Below are 15,771 nucleotides of genomic sequence, written 5' to 3'. Positions count from 1 at the left end.
GCCTCTGAAATAATCAAAGGCTTTGTATATACGAAGGCTAAAAATTATCTTTCAATCAAAATTTTTCTTACCACAGTCTGATCATTTGCTTTTAAAATCCCGATATAAGCACCGCTCTCCAGATTGGTTACATTGATTTTTGCTTCATTTGTCCTTTTCAATAAGGAGCGTCCTGATACATCTGTAATTTCAAAACTGAATTTCTGTATTTTAGAATCAGGAAGTTCAATATGGATAGTATCCTTTGCGGGATTAGGGTAAATCTTTACAGCTTCCAACGAGTTTTTTAAACCTGTTTCATGTGTTCCAAGGCTGCTTGCAGATGCAACGGCAAAGTGTTGTAAAGCCCCTACGGTAGCCTTTCCTACATTATAAATGTATACAGGATCTGTATTGGCAAAAGTATCAGTTGGTTTATGAGGGTAAGTACTTCTTATCCTTTCAAAGAAGCCCGTAATCACTTCGCCTTTTTGTTCAAAAGGAATATAATCGGTATCTGCGGCGGGATCCACATCTGTTTGCAGGGGCGAATACAATGCAGTACAGTTTCTTAGCTCCTGGGTTACTGCTGCAGAAGCTGTATTATTATCAGGAATACCTCCCTGGTCCTCATCACAATAAATTGTATTATTGTTATTTCCCATCACCCCTCCAACCTGATCCAGGTTGAAAACTAATTTAATATCTAAAACACGGATGTTATTCTGATAGGCAACGTTATTAGCATAATGTAAACTTCCTCTAAGGCCCTGTTCTTCTCCTGAGAAATGAATAAACTTGATAGAGTATTCCGTAGGTACGTCTTTCAAAATCCTCGCTGCTTCCAGGATGATAGAAGTGCCACTTCCGTTGTCATTTACCCCCGGGCCGTTGATGCTGTCAAAATGCCCGCAAATAATAACATATTTATTAGGATATACCGTACCGGTTTTGGTAACGATTAAATTTTTGGAACTTGTGGTTCCGAATGTGAAAGGATCTTCTGCAATCTGGCTGGCAGAATATCCATACGAAGTATACTTGTTTTTTAGCCATTCCAGGGCATTGGCGTTGGCCTGTGAACCGGTTGTTTTTATTCCCAGATTGGCAAATTCCTGAAGATAGGTGGTAATATTTGTCTGGGTAACCATATCGGCTCTATCCTTATAGCTTTGAATAAAACTTTGGGCGTTGGTGCTTTGTGCCACCACAGATGCAAATAAAAAAGCAGCGATTTTTTTCATTTATTTACTTAACTTATTTTCTGATTGCTAATATAGCAAATAATAAGATTTGTTTTTATATATAGTGGGTGTTTGATGTAGTTTTAATGAAATTTTATTAAAAATAGAATGTATTCTATACAATTCACTTTTTGTACGAATTAAATTTATTAAACTGGTTAAAATGATTCTCTTTTTATGCTTCGCAAGGGATAAACATGAAAAGTCCCGGGCAAAGCCCGGGACTTATATTGATAACAAAATAGTATTCTACATTATTTTACTTGATCTACAACAGCTTTGAAAGCTTCAGGGTGATTCATTGCTAAATCTGCTAAAACTTTTCTGTTAAGCTCAATGTTGTTCTTTTTAAGAGCTCCCATAAATTGAGAGTAAGACATTCCGTGCTCTCTGGTTCCCGCATTGATACGAGTAATCCAAAGTGCTCTGAAGTTTCTCTTTTTCTCTTTTCTACCACGGTAAGCATATTGCATTGCTTTTTCTACCGCGTTTTTAGCTACAGTCCAAACGTTCTTTCTTCTTCCGAAATAACCTTTAGCTTGCTTAAAAATTTTCTTTCTGCGAGCTCTTGAAGCTACGGCATTTACTGATCTTGGCATAATTTAAATTGTTTTTTTGAAATGTGCGACAATCTGTTTCATTGTACTTGGCTGCTCCATTTCAGGGTTAAAATTTTGAATTTGTTTGAATTCTTATAAACCGAATATAGATTTATAAAAACTACTTAATGGCTAATTGACGTTGAACGCTTTTCTCATCCACTTTAGCTACGTAAGAAGTAGTAGTAAGATTTCTCTTCTGCTTAGTTTCTTTCTTAGTTAAGATGTGGCTTTTGTAAGCGTTTTTTCTTTTGATCTTACCTGTTCCGGTAAGAGCAAAACGTTTCTTAGCACCTGATTTCGTTTTTAATTTTGGCATTGTTTTGCTTTTTTATTGTTTTGTTATCAATATCTGTTTTGGTTACTCCCAAAAGATATCAGGAATAATAGTCTGCAAAATTAAGAAAAAAAAGTGATATACAAAAGACTCCGGGTTATATATTAAGATGATAGCCATGCAAAGCTTCGGTTTTTGTAAAGATAACCTTGAGCTTTCAGCTTTATATCATATTGACTTTATTCTCTGATCCTTTTATTCCGAATATAAATGCACGGATAAGAGGAATCCGTGCATCGTATATATTGTCTGCTTAAAGAACTATGATGTAAAGAAAGCCAAAAGGTCTTTGTTAATTGTTTCAGCTTCCGTTGTCGGCATGCCATGAGGAAAGCCCGGATAAGAAATCAGTTTTCCGTTTTTAAGTAGGGTAGCGGCCACTTTTCCTGTTGTCTCAAACGGAACGATCTGATCATCTTCACCATGCATAACCAATACAGGAACATCTACACTTGTAAGGTCTTCCGTAAAATCTGTTTCCGAGAATGCCTTGATACAGTCGTAGTGAGCTTTAATGGAGCCATTCATTCCCTGTCTCCACCAGTTTCTCTGAATGCCTTCCGATACTTTTGCACCTTCTCTGTTGTACCCGTAAAAAGGAAAAGTGATATCTATAAAAAACTGTTGCCTGTGTTTTGCCGTATTATTTCTGATATCATCAAAAACGGACATAGGAACTCCATTCGGATTATTTTCATTCTGAACCATAATCGGGGTCACTGCACTTACCAGAACAGCTTTGGCAACTCGTCCGTTACCATGCCTGGCAACATATCGTATTACTTCACCTCCTCCGGTAGAATGCCCTACGTGGATCACATCTTTTAAATCCAATGCTTCAACAATTTCTGCAACGTCCGAAGCATAAGTATCCATGTTATGTCCGTAAGGAGTCTGTTCAGATCTTCCGTGACCTCTTCTGTCATGAGCAATTACCCTGTAGCCCTGTTCTAAGAAAAAGAACATCTGCGCGTCCCAGTCATCACTTGATAATGGCCATCCGTGGTGAAAAAAAACAGGTTGTCCTTTTCCCCAATCTTTGTAGTAAATCTCTGTCCCATCTTTTAATGTAAGTGTGCTCATTGTTTCTTTTTTAATGATTAATAAATAGTGTATTTGACTTTTTATAATCACAAATGTAGATAGAAAATTTTCACAATATCTTGATCTAAGATAATAACTGATTAAAATTTTAAAAGCAATAATGAAATATCAATGCTATTATTTTGAATAAACTAATCTCATATCATAATAATAAATATATGTAATCAGTTAACGGGAAATGCTTGGTACAATAAAAAAAACCTCAAATTACTTTGAGGTTTGTATGTAAAATAATAGTTGAATTATTTTGCCGGTTTTTTAGGACTCATCATCATAATCATCCTTTTTCCTTCAAGTTTAGGAAGCTGATCTACTTTACCCACGTGCTCAAGTTCCTGAGCCAGTTTTAAAAGCAAAATTTCTCCCTGGTCCTTAAAGATAATCGAACGTCCTTTAAAAAATACGTAGGTCTTTAGTTTAGAACCTTCTTCAAGGAATTTCTCAGCATGCTTTTTCTTAAATTCATAATCATGGTCATCGGTCTGAGGTCCGAAACGGATCTCTTTTACCACCACTTTTACCTGCTTAGCTTTAAGTTCCTTCTGTTTCTTCTTTTGCTCGTATAAAAACTTTTTATAGTCTAATATTCTCGCAATGAATGGTTCTGCCTTATCGGAAATTACTACAAGATCCAATTCCTGTTCAGAAGCAAGCTGTCTTGCTTTGTCAATTGGATACACTCCCGGCTCTACGTTATCGCCCACTAAACGAAGCTCTCTCACACGAATTTTATCGTTGATCAAGTGAGCGTCCTCTTGTACCGGACGTCTCTGTGGGCCCCTGTTGTTAAATCTTTGTGCTATTGTATTATAATTTTATTGGTTAACTTTCTATTTAAAATACTCAAAAATTAATGATTAAAGATAATATCAGTTTTAATCCTTTAATCTTAATTTTTTATTAAATCGCTGCCTCCTTTTTGAAGTAAGCAACAAAATCCTCCATCTTCATTACTCCAAGATCTCCTTCACCACGTCTTCTTACAGAAATCGTGCCTTCTTTTTCTTCATTTTCTCCTACTACAAGCATGAAAGGAATCTTCTTCAATTCTGCATCACGGATCTTTTTACCGGTCTTCTCGTTTCTGTCATCAATCTGACCGCTAATATCGTGATTTTCCAAAAATTGTGAAACTTTTTTTGAATAATCTACATATTTTTCACTGATAGGTAGAATAATAAATTGATCAGGGCTTAGCCATAATGGAAAATCTCCTGCTGTATTTTCTAATAAGATGGCAATAAAACGCTCCATAGAACCAAAAGGAGCCCTGTGGATCATTACGGGTCTGTGTTTTTCATTATCGCTTCCGATGTAATGAAGATCAAATCTTTCCGGCAGGTTATAATCTACCTGAATGGTTCCAAGCTGCCATTTTCTTCCTAACGCATCTTTAACCATGAAATCAAGCTTAGGTCCATAGAATGCAGCTTCCCCATATTCAATTACAGTTTTCAGTCCTTTCTTTTCTGCAGCATTGATGATTGCGTTTTCTGCTTTCTCCCAGTTTTCGTCCGATCCGATATATTTTTCTTTGTTGTCAGGATCTCTCAATGATACCTGGGTGACAAAGTCTTCAAATCCTAAAGATTTAAATACATAAAGAGTAAGGTCAATTACTTTTTCAAACTCTTCAGAAAGCTGATCCGGAGTACAGAACAGGTGGGCGTCATCCTGAGTGAATCCACGAACCCTTGTTAAGCCGTGAAGCTCTCCACTTTGTTCATATCTGTATACCGTACCGAATTCTGCATATCTCTTAGGCAGGTCCCTGTAACTCCATTGTGAAGTTTTATAAATTTCACAGTGATGAGGACAGTTCATTGGCTTCAATAAGAATTCTTCTCCTTCATTCGGCGTTTTGATCGGCTGGAAGCTGTCTGCTCCATACTTATCCCAGTGTCCGGAGGTTACATACAATTCCTTAGCCCCGATATGAGGAGACATAACGAATTCATAACCACCTTTTTTCTGAGCTTCAGAAAGGAAATTTTCTAATTTTCTTCTTAAAGCAGTTCCTTTGGGTAGCCAAAGCGGTAAACCTGCACCTACTTTTTCAGAAAACGCATAGATTCCCAGCTCTTTACCTAATTTCCTGTGATCTCTTCTTTTCGCTTCTTCCAGTCTTTCAAGATATTCAGTAAGATCTTTCTGCTTAGGGAAAGAAATACCATATACTCTTGTCAGCTGAGGATTGTTTTCATTTCCTCTCCAATAGGCTCCCGCTGCATTTAAAATTTTAACAGCTTTTACGATTCCCGTATTAGGAATGTGACCACCACGACACAAGTCTGTGAAATTATCATGGGTTACAAAAGTGATTTCACCATCATTAAGGTTAGAGATCAACTCAACTTTGTAAGGGTTATCTGCATAAGTTTTTAAAGCGTCTTCTTTAGAAACAGGATATAATGAGAATGTAGAACCTTTCTTTGCATTTTCAAGGATTTTCTTTTCAATTTTCTCAAAATCTTTTTCAGATAAACTTTCGTCACCGAAATCTACATCATAGTAGAAACCGCTTTCAATTGCCGGACCGATGGTCAACTTAGCATTAGGATAAAATTCAAGGATTGCCTGCGCCAGAAGGTGGGCAGATGAATGCCAGAAAGCTTTCTTTCCAAGATCATCATTCCAGGTCAAAAGCTGTACCGTAGAATCCGTGGTTATAGGTGTGGTCGTCTCTACTTGTTTACCGTTAACAATTGCGGAAATGGTATTTCTAGCCAATCCCTCGCTTATAGATTTTGCCACATCTAGAGGAGTCACTGCTCCCTCGAATTCTTTGACACTATTGTCTGGAAGTGTAATTTTTATCATTGTATACTAAGAAATTTTAAGATGCAAAAATACGCATTTTTTAGATAATATACTATATGAAGACCTATTTAGATGAGAATTAATATTGATACTGATCCATTCGGACATAAGGCCTTTTTATGTCCGGTATTTTATATATCATCAATATGCATACATCAGGTAACCTGTGGTCTACGATATTGCTAAAAAAAACAGGCTGTTAAAGGACTTCTGATAAGCCAGAGAAAATCATAGATATGTTAAATTTTATACGCTCATTTTAAATATGATAAACAATGAATAATAGTAGTAATTTAAACACCTGAAATAATATACTCAATTAATATGATTCAATCATCCGGCAGATTATTTCATTACCGTACAGTTGACCGTATTGTTGGATTTTTGAGAAATCATTTAAAACTAACTCATAATGAATATGATAAACATTGATTTGCATTGCGACCTCCTTTATTATTTATTACGATCCAATGCTGCCCTTGATGACAGGGAAATAGGTTGTTCTTTACCATATTTAAAAGAAGGAAATGTAGGACTTCAGGTAATGGCCATTTATTCGGGAACGGGAAAAGACAGCACAGTATACGGATTAAAGCAAAGCCGGTTGTTTTCAGAATTGGTGAAACATGAAAATTTTTTCCTTTTCGATACGGACAATTATAAAAATCATGAAAACGAAAATCGGGTAGGAGTGATTGCTTCTATTGAAAATGCCTCTTCTTTTTGTGATGAGGATGAAAGTCTTGATACAGGATTTAAAAAGCTTGAAACAATCATTGAAAATACACAAAAAGTTTTGTATATCGGAATTACTCACCATCTGGAAAACCGGTTTGGAGGAGGAAATAATGCAACAGCAGGATTAAAAGATGATGGAAAAGTACTGATAGACTATATTTCTGACCGGAAAATAGCCATTGACCTGGCCCATACCAGTGATCAGCTGGCCTATGATATTTTTAATTATATTGATCAGAAAGGGTATTCAATTCCTGTCCTGGCGAGTCATTCCAACTACAGAACGGTCTGTAAAAACAACCGGAACCTTCCTGATGAACTGGCCAAAGAAGTGATCAGGAGAAAAGGACTTATCGGCCTGAACTTTATCATGGATTATATTGACCTTGAACACCCCGAAAGATTATATGAACACATCCAATATGGTCTGGATCTGGATGGGAAAGAAGCGATTGCTTATGGAGCCGATTACTTTTACTGGAAAGACCATCCGGACACTTCCCGCCACCCGTTTTTCTTTCCCGAACATGCTAATGCTGCAACCTATCCGGCCATCAATAAAGAAATTGAACAACGCTTTTCCCATGAAATTATGGAAAAAGTCAGTCATAAAAATGTATTGAATTTTATAGAAAGGAATGGATAGTGTAAGCAGAAAGATAAAATAATTTCCTTCCATAATATAATGTATAACAACAAGTCTATACTCTGTAATAGTCAGTTCTATCTCAGATAAGATCACTGGGCTTTAAAACGGAGTAGCAGGTAAAGTCAATGCCTTTTCGTTTCAACAACATAAAACTAATTTTTTCTCTTATACTTCACTTTCTGCTTGATAATCTCAATTACATCTACATTTTGAACCTTAGACCTGATCCATCCGTGAATGTCAATATAAAATAATGACCTTCTGTAATATTCGTTGCGGGAAAATTCTTCCAGTTTTTTGTCAAAAGCTTCAAAAGCCTTTTGCTGCTGGTCTAAAACCTGGTTATTCAGGTTCTTAAAAAACTGTATACTTTCAAAATGGAACTCTTCCGGTTTTTTCATTTTCTTGGCAAACTTTAAAGTAGAAGCTACAAACTCATCATAATCCTCATCATTTCCTGATTCATACTTAGCCATCAAAATCAAAATGCGGGTATGGAAAAGAAGGTCTTCCTGCACATTTCCTTTTGATTCTATCACTTTCATGGAATATGCGATTGATTTTGAGAACATTTTGCTTCCAAAAAACATGGCGGCCATTTTCAGGTATAGGATCATAAAATGGTGTTCGTCAATTCTTTCACGGAGTTTTTCCATTTTAAGTTCAATCTCAGGAATGAGTTTGGTTCCTGTGAAAAATTCACCTTTTACAAAATGAATATTCATCAATGTATTGTAATGGGTAAGAAAGACAAGAGACTGAAGGTTTTCATTCTGGGCAAAACTTTCAGAATTCACGGTTTTATTAAAGTTTTCAAAATGTTCTTCCAGGATATCTATATTCCCATACAGGAATAAAATCTTTAAGAGGTAAGTATTTCCTTTAATGTACCAGACAGGATGGCTGAAAATCATTTCAGGCTTTTTGTGGAAGAGATCTACCCATTGATAGGCATATTTTAGCGTATACTTATAATCCTGCAAAAGCTGGTTTTTCCATACATGGGCTTTAAAATACCAGAGCTTTTCTGTAAAATTCAGTTTTTCAAGCCTGATATTCTTAATCTGGGAATTAAAAAAATCAAGGACCTCCTGGCGGTCTGCGTCATTTTTTACATAGCCGTGGGTAAGCATTTCACTGTATAATTTCAGTGAAAGATTGGAAAGCTTTGTGGTATACCGGTTTTGCCTGCTGATTTCCTGGGATTGCCTGATCAGTTCATCAGCCCGGCCGTCAAAACTCCTGGTAATAAACTGTGATTCAATAACCTTTTCCAGGTCGATGATCTCAGATGCAATGCTTTTTTCATCCAGTTCCAGAGCAGATTGTTTGGTTTTATCCAGTATTTTCAACGCTTGTTTGTACAATCCTTTCTGATACAGAATATTAGCGAAATCCAGCTGTTCCCTCAGTTGAATTCTATAATTCTGATGACTGGGATTGGTACGAAGACTGATTAAAATCTGTTTATAAAGATGTGCTTTGAGATTAGAAAGCTGCTGCTTGGTGGATATTTTCTTCTGGATAATAATATTTTCATCATATTCTTTCATTTTGTCCATTTCTGAAAATAACAAAAGAAATTTGGCGTCTACATTGATACCAAGACGGTTAACATACAATTTAAACTGTCGTTTTTCTGAAGTGTTCAATGACTTTATCAATACAAACAAAAAATCTTTCTGCAATTCTGCCATTGTAAATTTTTATATGTTAAAATTCTGGTTAATAATTAGATACATCTGTTTCTCCAACTGTTGAATATTGTAATTTTCAAAAAAACTGAAAACGGAAAAATATTGCAAGCTGTAGTTTTGAATCAAAATTAAGTAAAAAACTTTAGTTATGAATTCCGAAAAAATTGAAATTTTTGATACGACATTGCGAGATGGGGAGCAGGTCCCGGGATGTAAACTGAATACGGAGCAAAAACTGATTATTGCCGAAAGGCTTGATGAGCTAGGGATTGATATCATTGAAGCCGGATTTCCTATTTCCAGTCCGGGAGATTTTGAGTCTGTTTCCGAAATTTCAAAACTGGTAAGGAATGCAAAAGTATGCGGGTTAACCAGAGCTAATAAAAAAGATATTGATACGGCTGCTGAAGCCCTGAAGTTTGCCAAAAGACCAAGAATACATACAGGAATAGGCACTTCGGATTCTCATATTAAATACAAATTTAACTCTACAAGGGAAGACATCATAGAACGGGCTGCTGAGGCAGTACGGTATGCCAAAGGGTATGTGGAAGATGTTGAATTTTATGCTGAAGATGCGGGAAGAACAGATAACGAATATCTGGCCCGGGTATGTGAAGCCGTTATTAAAGCGGGGGCTACCGTATTAAATATTCCTGACACAACTGGGTATTGTCTGCCTGAGGAATATGGGAAGAAGATAAAGTACCTGAGAGAAAATGTAAAAGGAATTGAAAAGGCGGTACTTTCATGTCATTGCCATAATGATCTCGGACTTGCCACTGCCAATTCTATTGCCGGGGCAATCAACGGAGCCCGCCAGATTGAATGCACGATTAACGGACTGGGAGAAAGGGCAGGGAATACAGCCTTGGAAGAAGTAGTAATGATTTTAAAACAACATAAAAACTTAAATCTTTACACAGATGTCAATTCCAGGATGCTGAACGAAATGAGCAACATGGTTTCCGATTTGATGGGAATGTCTGTACAGCCTAATAAAGCCATAGTAGGAGCAAATGCTTTTGCCCACAGCTCCGGAATTCATCAGGATGGTGTGATTAAAAACAGGGAAACCTACGAAATTATAGATCCTGAGGAAGTAGGGGTGAACGCCTCTTCCATTATTCTTACAGCAAGAAGCGGACGTTCCGCATTAGCATACCGTTTTAAGCATATAGGCTATGATGTTACTAAAAATGAACTGGATTATCTGTACCAGGAATTCCTGAAAATAGCTGATCTTAAAAAAGAGGTGTGCAATGATGATCTGGCCCGGATCATGGGTAGTTTTAGCAGAAAAATAGGGTGAGTTTGATTTAAAATCAAGTAAAGTAAAAATGAATAACGAGAAAAAGACACTTTTTGATAAAGTTTGGGACGCTCACGTAGTGGAAACAATTCCTGACGGCCCCCAAATCATATATATTGACAAACATCTGATCCATGAGGTAACAAGTCCTCAGGCTTTTGCAGAGCTGGAGTCGAGAAACCTTGAGATTTTCAGGCCCGCTCAGATCGTAGCCACAGCAGATCACAATGTCCCTACACTCAATCAGGATTTACCCATCCGCGATGAGTTATCAAGAAATCAGGTTCAGCAGCTTACGGAGAATTGCCGGAAAAATAATATCGAATTATTCGGACTGGGACATCCTTATCAGGGAATTGTCCATATTATTGCTCCGGAACTGGGAATTACCCAACCGGGAATGAGCATCGTTTGCGGAGACAGCCATACTTCAACGCACGGAGCGTTCGGAAGCATTGCCTTCGGAATAGGAACAAGCCAGGTAGCCCAGGTATTTGCCAGCCAATGCCTTCTTCTCAGTAAACCGAAATCAATGAGAATTACGGTGAATGGAAAATTGAATGATAACGTTCAGCCTAAAGATGTGATTCTTTATATTATTTCAAAAATAGGGACCGATGGCGGAACAGGATATTTCTGTGAATATGCCGGAAACGTTTTTGAAGAGATGTCGATGGAAGGTAGGATGACCGTTTGTAATATGAGTATTGAAATGGGTGCCAGAGGCGGAATGATTGCTCCTGATGAAACCACTTTTGAGTATGTGAAAGGAAGGACATTCGCCCCGCAGGGAGAAGAGTGGGAAGAGAAAGTGGAATATTGGAAGTCTTTAAAAACTGATGAGGGTGCCACCTTTGATAAAGAATTGGTTTTCGATGCTGCTGATATTTATCCTATGGTTACTTACGGGACAAATCCGGGAATGGGGATTTCTGTCCGGGAAGTAATTCCGGCACCCCAGAATGAGTCAGAGGAGAAGGCATTACAATATATGGGTTTAAAAGCTGGCCAGGCTCTTTCTGATATCAAAGTGAATTATGTATTTATAGGAAGCTGTACCAATGCGAGGATTGAAGATTTCCGTTCGGCAGCGCAATATATTAAAGGCAAAAGCAAATCTGAAGCCGTAAAGGCTTTAATCGTTCCGGGATCCCAGCAGGTTGTAAAACAGATCTATGAAGAAGGGCTGGATAAAATTTTCAATGATGCAGGATTCCAGATCCGTCAGCCCGGATGTTCGGCGTGCCTGGCGATGAATGATGACAAAATACCCGAAGGAGAGTATTGTGTTTCTACTTCGAACAGGAATTTTGAAGGAAGGCAGGGACAAGGAGCAAGAACAATTCTGGCAAGTCCGCTTACTGCGGCCAAAGCAGCCATTGAAGGCAGAATTTCAGCTTATGAATTCAACTAAAAAGGAGTTTTAAAAATATATGGAACCACAAATAAGAGATGATAACGCTCTAAGTAGAAAGATATTATCTGTTTACATAAAAGAACGTATGCTTTTGTGGTTCTAATCCAAGAAATAAAATACATGCAAAAATTAGTTATTATAAAATCCAGTGGTGTTCCGTTGCCGGCAGAAAATATAGATACGGATCAGATCATTCCCGCAAGATTTTTAAAAAGTATTGATAGAAAAGGTTTCGGTGAAAACCTGTTCAGGGATTGGAGATTTAATATTCATACGGGAGAACCGAATCCCGATTTTGTTTTAAATAATCCCGTCTTCAAAGGGGAAATCCTGGTAGCCGGGAATAACTTCGGGTGTGGAAGCAGCCGTGAACATGCTGCGTGGTCCCTTACGGATTATGGATTTAAAGTTATTGTTTCCAGCTATTTCGCGGATATTTTCAAAGGAAATGCCTTAAATAACGGGTTGCTTCCCGTTAAGGTTTCTGAAGGTTTTTTAAAAGATATTCTAAAAGGAATCAATGAAAACCCTGAAAGTGAAATTGTGGTGGATGTTGAGCAGCAGACTATCAGCTTTAATGGAACTAAGGAGACTTTTGAACTTGATTCTTATAAAAAGATATGCCTGATGAACGGTTATGATGATATTGACTTTTTAATCAGTAAAAAACAGGCAATCAAGGAATTTGAACTTAAAACACAAACAACAAATGCATAGAAATTATTTTAAAATTGCAGTTCTTCCCGGAGATGGGATTGGTCCTGAAGTGATCCGAGAAAGTATTAAGATATTGGATGTCATCGCTGAAGTTTTTCAATGTCAGTTTCAATTTGAGTATGGTTCTATTGGAGCGGAAGCTATTTTTAAAACCGGAGACCCATTGCCTGAAGAAACTTTAAAAATCTGTAAGGAATCCGACGCGGTCCTTTTTGGAGCAATAGGCGATCCTGCATTTGATAATAATCCTGAAGCGAAAGTAAGGCCTGAACAGGGATTGTTGAAACTGAGAAAAGAATTGGGTTTATTTGCCAATATCCGCCCTCTTCAGACATACCCTTCGCTTATTGAAAAAAGCCCGCTGAAAAGAGAAGTTATTGAAGGGGCAGATATCCAGATCTTCAGGGAACTGGTAAGCGGGATTTATTTTGGAGAGAAATTTACAGATCCTGAAGGTTCTTATGCCTATGATGTTTGCCAATACAGCAGGGAAGACATTACCCCGATTGCTCATATGGCCTTTAAAGAAGCTCAGAAGAGAAGAAAGAAACTTACACTTATTGACAAAGCTAATGTATTGGATACTTCAAGGCTGTGGAGAAAGGTCTGCCAGGAAATTGCACCGGAATATCCTGATGTGCAGCTGGACTACATGTTTGTAGATAATGCAGCCATGCAGCTGATCCTTAATCCTAAACAGTTTGATGTTATTCTGACCGAAAATATGTTCGGGGATATCATTTCTGATGAAGCCAGCGTAATTGGCGGTTCTATCGGGTTACTTCCGTCTGCCTCCATAGGTGAAAAGAATGCCCTGTTTGAACCTATCCACGGATCCTATCCACAGGCAAAGGGTAAAGGAATTGCCAATCCTGTTGCCTCTATCCTGAGTGTTGCCATGATGCTTGATCATCTTCAGCTTCATCAGGCAGCGGATAAATTAAGACAATCGGTAGAACATGCCATTGAAAATAAATATGTTACTATTGATCTTAATACAAAGCAGCATTATTCTACCGGTGAGGTGGGAAGCTTTATTGCAGATTATATCAAATATTCCGAGAAATCGTATTATAACTTTGAAAACGTGAAAATCGGAAAATCAACTATCGTATAATTTTTATAGTCCACTTAAATAAGATTAGTTAGAAGAAAAGTACTGCTGTGAAGCAGTACTTTTCAATTTTATCCGGTAATAATCCAGTAGGAGATTATTCTTTCGTATTATCCGTTTTTCCTGATTTATTCTTTGAAGCTTTCTGAACATCTTCTTTATCAATATCAGGAGGGTTGGCTTTTTTTGATGAAGCAGGAATGTTTTGAAAATCCTGATTCTGTTTTTTAGTTTCTGCAGTATTGGCAGATGTATCCTTTTTATTATTTTCTTTTGAATTCATGACTTTAAATTTTTAATTAATTTCAAGAATCTTGATTTTAATATTCTTCAAAGCGTTTGCCAAAGTAAATAAAGGACCGTAGTTTCTTTTATTACCGTATCAAAGATTTAAAATGCCGATTTTGCCGGTTTTATCTTCTATGGTATAGTTTAAAGCTTTTGCCAAAACAAAGATATTATCGAGATTTTCCAATAATTGTTTACGGCCCTGGCTTCTCAGCTGATTCTGATCAATAGATTTAATAGCAGTTTCTTTGGCTTTTTCCGTTACGTTTTTAATATCTTTCTCTGTAATCCTGTTGAAAAATGAATCATCCAGGGATTGAATTTCAACGCTTGGGGTGATTCTGATATCTGCATCAGGAAGTTCGGTGATCACCAGCTTTTTGTTGATAGAATCTACCTCGATCTTCATTTTATTAAGATCATAGGAAACCTGTGCATTGGTTTTGGTATAGGTAATAATGCTGTTGTTAGACACTTCCTTTCCAAATACTTCATAGCCCATCTTGGTTTTCTGCATACTGGATGTGTTTTGCTCTATCACCACCATTTTATTCATCTTGGAAATCTGGTTGGTCAGAATATAATAATCTGATTTTTCCGTTTTTCCACCCATATTCAGGCATGATTTAAGACCAAAAAACAACAGCAGTACAACACCTGCACCTGCCAGAAACGATATAATTACTTTATAATTTCTCAAGTTTATTTAAAAATTTCTTTGATTACAGATGAATCGTTCTTTTTCAAAATTTCTGCCAAATCTCTTTCAATATATCCGCTAGTAGGCATCTCTACAATTCTTCCCACTTCCTTCCCGTATCTTTTGACAATGATGGTAGGAACTTTCTGGACATTATAAAGACTTTCGTCTCCGGTGGGAGATTCTTTTTTACGGTTAACCGCAATAATGGTAAGCTTACTGTCGGGATAACTTACTTCCTCCAGTATTTTCATTAGCCTTGGGAAATCTCTGTGGCTGTCTTCACACCAGGTACCTATGAAAACAATCATGTCATAAGAACTGATTCTTTCCTTTTTCAGTTCGCTGATAGCTTTCTGATCAAGGGCGTATTCATCATGTTCTTTTACATACCAGTCGGCATAAGGAGCTTTTAAAAACTGATCCTTAGACTGATATCCTAAAAGCATTTTTCCATCCTTTTGGGACTCTACCTCGCGGTTAATAACTACTTTTTGGGCACTCAATTGCTGGGCAGCAAAAAAGAGGCTCGAAAAGGCAACAATATGGGTAATAAATTTTTTCATATTTATTTTTCAATAATTGATTTTAAATCGGCAGGAGAGTAGTATTTGTTCTTTAATACTTTATGATCAGCACGTCTGTAAACATTTAGTTTTTCTCCGGACTTTTCATAAAAAGATTCTACTCCTTTTTCTTTATAAAATTCAACCGTTTCTTTTGCCTGCTCTTCATTATCACAAGCCTTTGACATATTGGAACGCTGAACTTCGTTGAATAATTCTACAAATTTGTTGCCAAGCCCGAATTCAAGCACAGCACCACTCAAAACATACTGAAGATCACAAAGTGCATCAGCAATTTCTACAATATTCTGGTCGGCAATAGCCTGTTTTAATTCGTTTAATTCTTCCTGTAGAAGCTCTACCCTAAGGTTACACCTTTCAGGAGAAGGAATTTGTGGGGTATCTAAAATAGGGGCTTTAAAAGTAGTATGGAATTCTGCTACTTGGTTCAGACTATCAATTTTATCCATGAATTTTTTTATTTACGCAA

The 15,771-nt window shown here is 37.1% G+C and carries 16 protein-coding genes; 5 read left to right on the top strand and 11 right to left on the bottom strand.

The window, feature by feature from the left end; all coding sequences use genetic code 11:
* Positions 1-44 precede the first annotated feature (44 nt).
* The 6 genes from OK18_RS17690 to thrS form a co-directional block, all read right to left on the bottom strand.
* The gene (locus OK18_RS17690; RefSeq protein ID WP_053328870.1) at positions 45-1,223 is read right to left on the bottom strand and encodes a M28 family peptidase; all 1,179 of its coding nucleotides are present in this window, start codon (positions 1,221-1,223) and stop codon (positions 45-47) included.
* Positions 1,224-1,477: 254 nt separating this feature from the next.
* Positions 1,478-1,822 carry a 50S ribosomal protein L20 gene (rplT, locus tag OK18_RS17685; protein ID WP_050020978.1) on the bottom strand — a complete coding sequence of 115 codons (345 nt, stop codon included), beginning with the start codon at positions 1,820-1,822 and terminating at the stop codon, positions 1,478-1,480.
* 121 nt (positions 1,823-1,943) lie between these two features.
* Positions 1,944-2,141, bottom strand: coding sequence for a 50S ribosomal protein L35 (rpmI, locus tag OK18_RS17680; protein WP_034676300.1), 198 nt, complete (start codon positions 2,139-2,141; stop codon positions 1,944-1,946).
* A gap of 279 nt (positions 2,142-2,420) precedes the next feature.
* Positions 2,421-3,242, bottom strand: a complete 822-nt coding sequence (locus tag OK18_RS17675; protein WP_050020979.1) for an alpha/beta fold hydrolase — start codon at positions 3,240-3,242, stop codon at positions 2,421-2,423.
* Between the two features lie 263 nt (positions 3,243-3,505).
* The gene (gene infC / locus OK18_RS17670; protein WP_115960727.1) at positions 3,506-4,006 is read right to left on the bottom strand and encodes a translation initiation factor IF-3; all 501 of its coding nucleotides are present in this window, start codon (positions 4,004-4,006) and stop codon (positions 3,506-3,508) included.
* A gap of 157 nt (positions 4,007-4,163) precedes the next feature.
* Entirely contained in the window at positions 4,164-6,083 is a 1,920-nt protein-coding gene (gene thrS, locus OK18_RS17665; protein ID WP_053328869.1) for a threonine--tRNA ligase, read from the bottom strand.
* A gap of 412 nt (positions 6,084-6,495) precedes the next feature.
* Here thrS and OK18_RS17660 point away from each other — a divergent pair, with 412 nt between their 5' ends.
* Entirely contained in the window at positions 6,496-7,467 is a 972-nt protein-coding gene (locus OK18_RS17660; protein WP_053328868.1) for a dipeptidase, read from the top strand.
* A 155-nt stretch (positions 7,468-7,622) separates the two neighbouring features.
* Here OK18_RS17660 and OK18_RS17655 read toward each other — a convergent pair whose 3' ends face one another.
* Positions 7,623-9,167 (bottom strand): hypothetical protein, encoded by a 1,545-nt coding sequence (locus tag OK18_RS17655; RefSeq protein WP_050020981.1) that lies wholly within the window; start codon positions 9,165-9,167, stop codon positions 7,623-7,625.
* 148 nt (positions 9,168-9,315) lie between these two features.
* Between OK18_RS17655 and OK18_RS17650 the strand changes: the two genes are divergently transcribed.
* From OK18_RS17650 to leuB, 4 genes are all read left to right on the top strand, one after another.
* A complete protein-coding gene (locus OK18_RS17650) occupies positions 9,316-10,479 on the top strand; it encodes a 2-isopropylmalate synthase (RefSeq protein WP_050020982.1) in 1,164 nt (387 codons plus the stop codon).
* A 28-nt stretch (positions 10,480-10,507) separates the two neighbouring features.
* Complete coding sequence (leuC, locus tag OK18_RS17645) at positions 10,508-11,893, top strand: 3-isopropylmalate dehydratase large subunit (RefSeq protein ID WP_053328867.1); 1,386 nt, start codon at positions 10,508-10,510, stop codon at positions 11,891-11,893.
* A gap of 123 nt (positions 11,894-12,016) precedes the next feature.
* Positions 12,017-12,613, top strand: a complete 597-nt coding sequence (gene leuD / locus OK18_RS17640; protein ID WP_053328866.1) for a 3-isopropylmalate dehydratase small subunit — start codon at positions 12,017-12,019, stop codon at positions 12,611-12,613.
* Positions 12,606-13,730: a 3-isopropylmalate dehydrogenase gene (leuB, locus tag OK18_RS17635; RefSeq protein ID WP_053328865.1), complete on the top strand. Its 1,125-nt coding sequence runs from the start codon at positions 12,606-12,608 to the stop codon at positions 13,728-13,730. The genes leuD and leuB overlap by 8 nt, the downstream gene beginning before the upstream one ends.
* 94 nt (positions 13,731-13,824) lie before the next feature.
* Here leuB and OK18_RS17630 read toward each other — a convergent pair whose 3' ends face one another.
* The 4 genes from OK18_RS17630 to OK18_RS17615 form a co-directional block, all read right to left on the bottom strand.
* Positions 13,825-14,010 (bottom strand): hypothetical protein, encoded by a 186-nt coding sequence (locus tag OK18_RS17630; protein ID WP_053328864.1) that lies wholly within the window; start codon positions 14,008-14,010, stop codon positions 13,825-13,827.
* 99 nt (positions 14,011-14,109) lie between these two features.
* Complete coding sequence (locus OK18_RS17625) at positions 14,110-14,715, bottom strand: DUF4230 domain-containing protein (RefSeq protein ID WP_050020986.1); 606 nt, start codon at positions 14,713-14,715, stop codon at positions 14,110-14,112.
* A 2-nt stretch (positions 14,716-14,717) separates the two neighbouring features.
* Positions 14,718-15,281, bottom strand: a complete 564-nt coding sequence (locus OK18_RS17620; RefSeq protein ID WP_053328863.1) for a TlpA family protein disulfide reductase — start codon at positions 15,279-15,281, stop codon at positions 14,718-14,720.
* 2 nt (positions 15,282-15,283) lie between these two features.
* Entirely contained in the window at positions 15,284-15,751 is a 468-nt protein-coding gene (locus tag OK18_RS17615) for a pyrophosphohydrolase domain-containing protein (protein WP_050020988.1), read from the bottom strand.
* Positions 15,752-15,771: the final 20 nt, after the last annotated feature.

The organism is Chryseobacterium gallinarum (assembly GCF_001021975.1).
Classification (GTDB): Bacteria; Bacteroidota; Bacteroidia; order Flavobacteriales; family Weeksellaceae; genus Chryseobacterium; species Chryseobacterium gallinarum.
The sequence above is the reverse complement of the archived record's forward strand: the minus strand, read 5'-3'. Positions and strand labels throughout refer to the sequence as shown.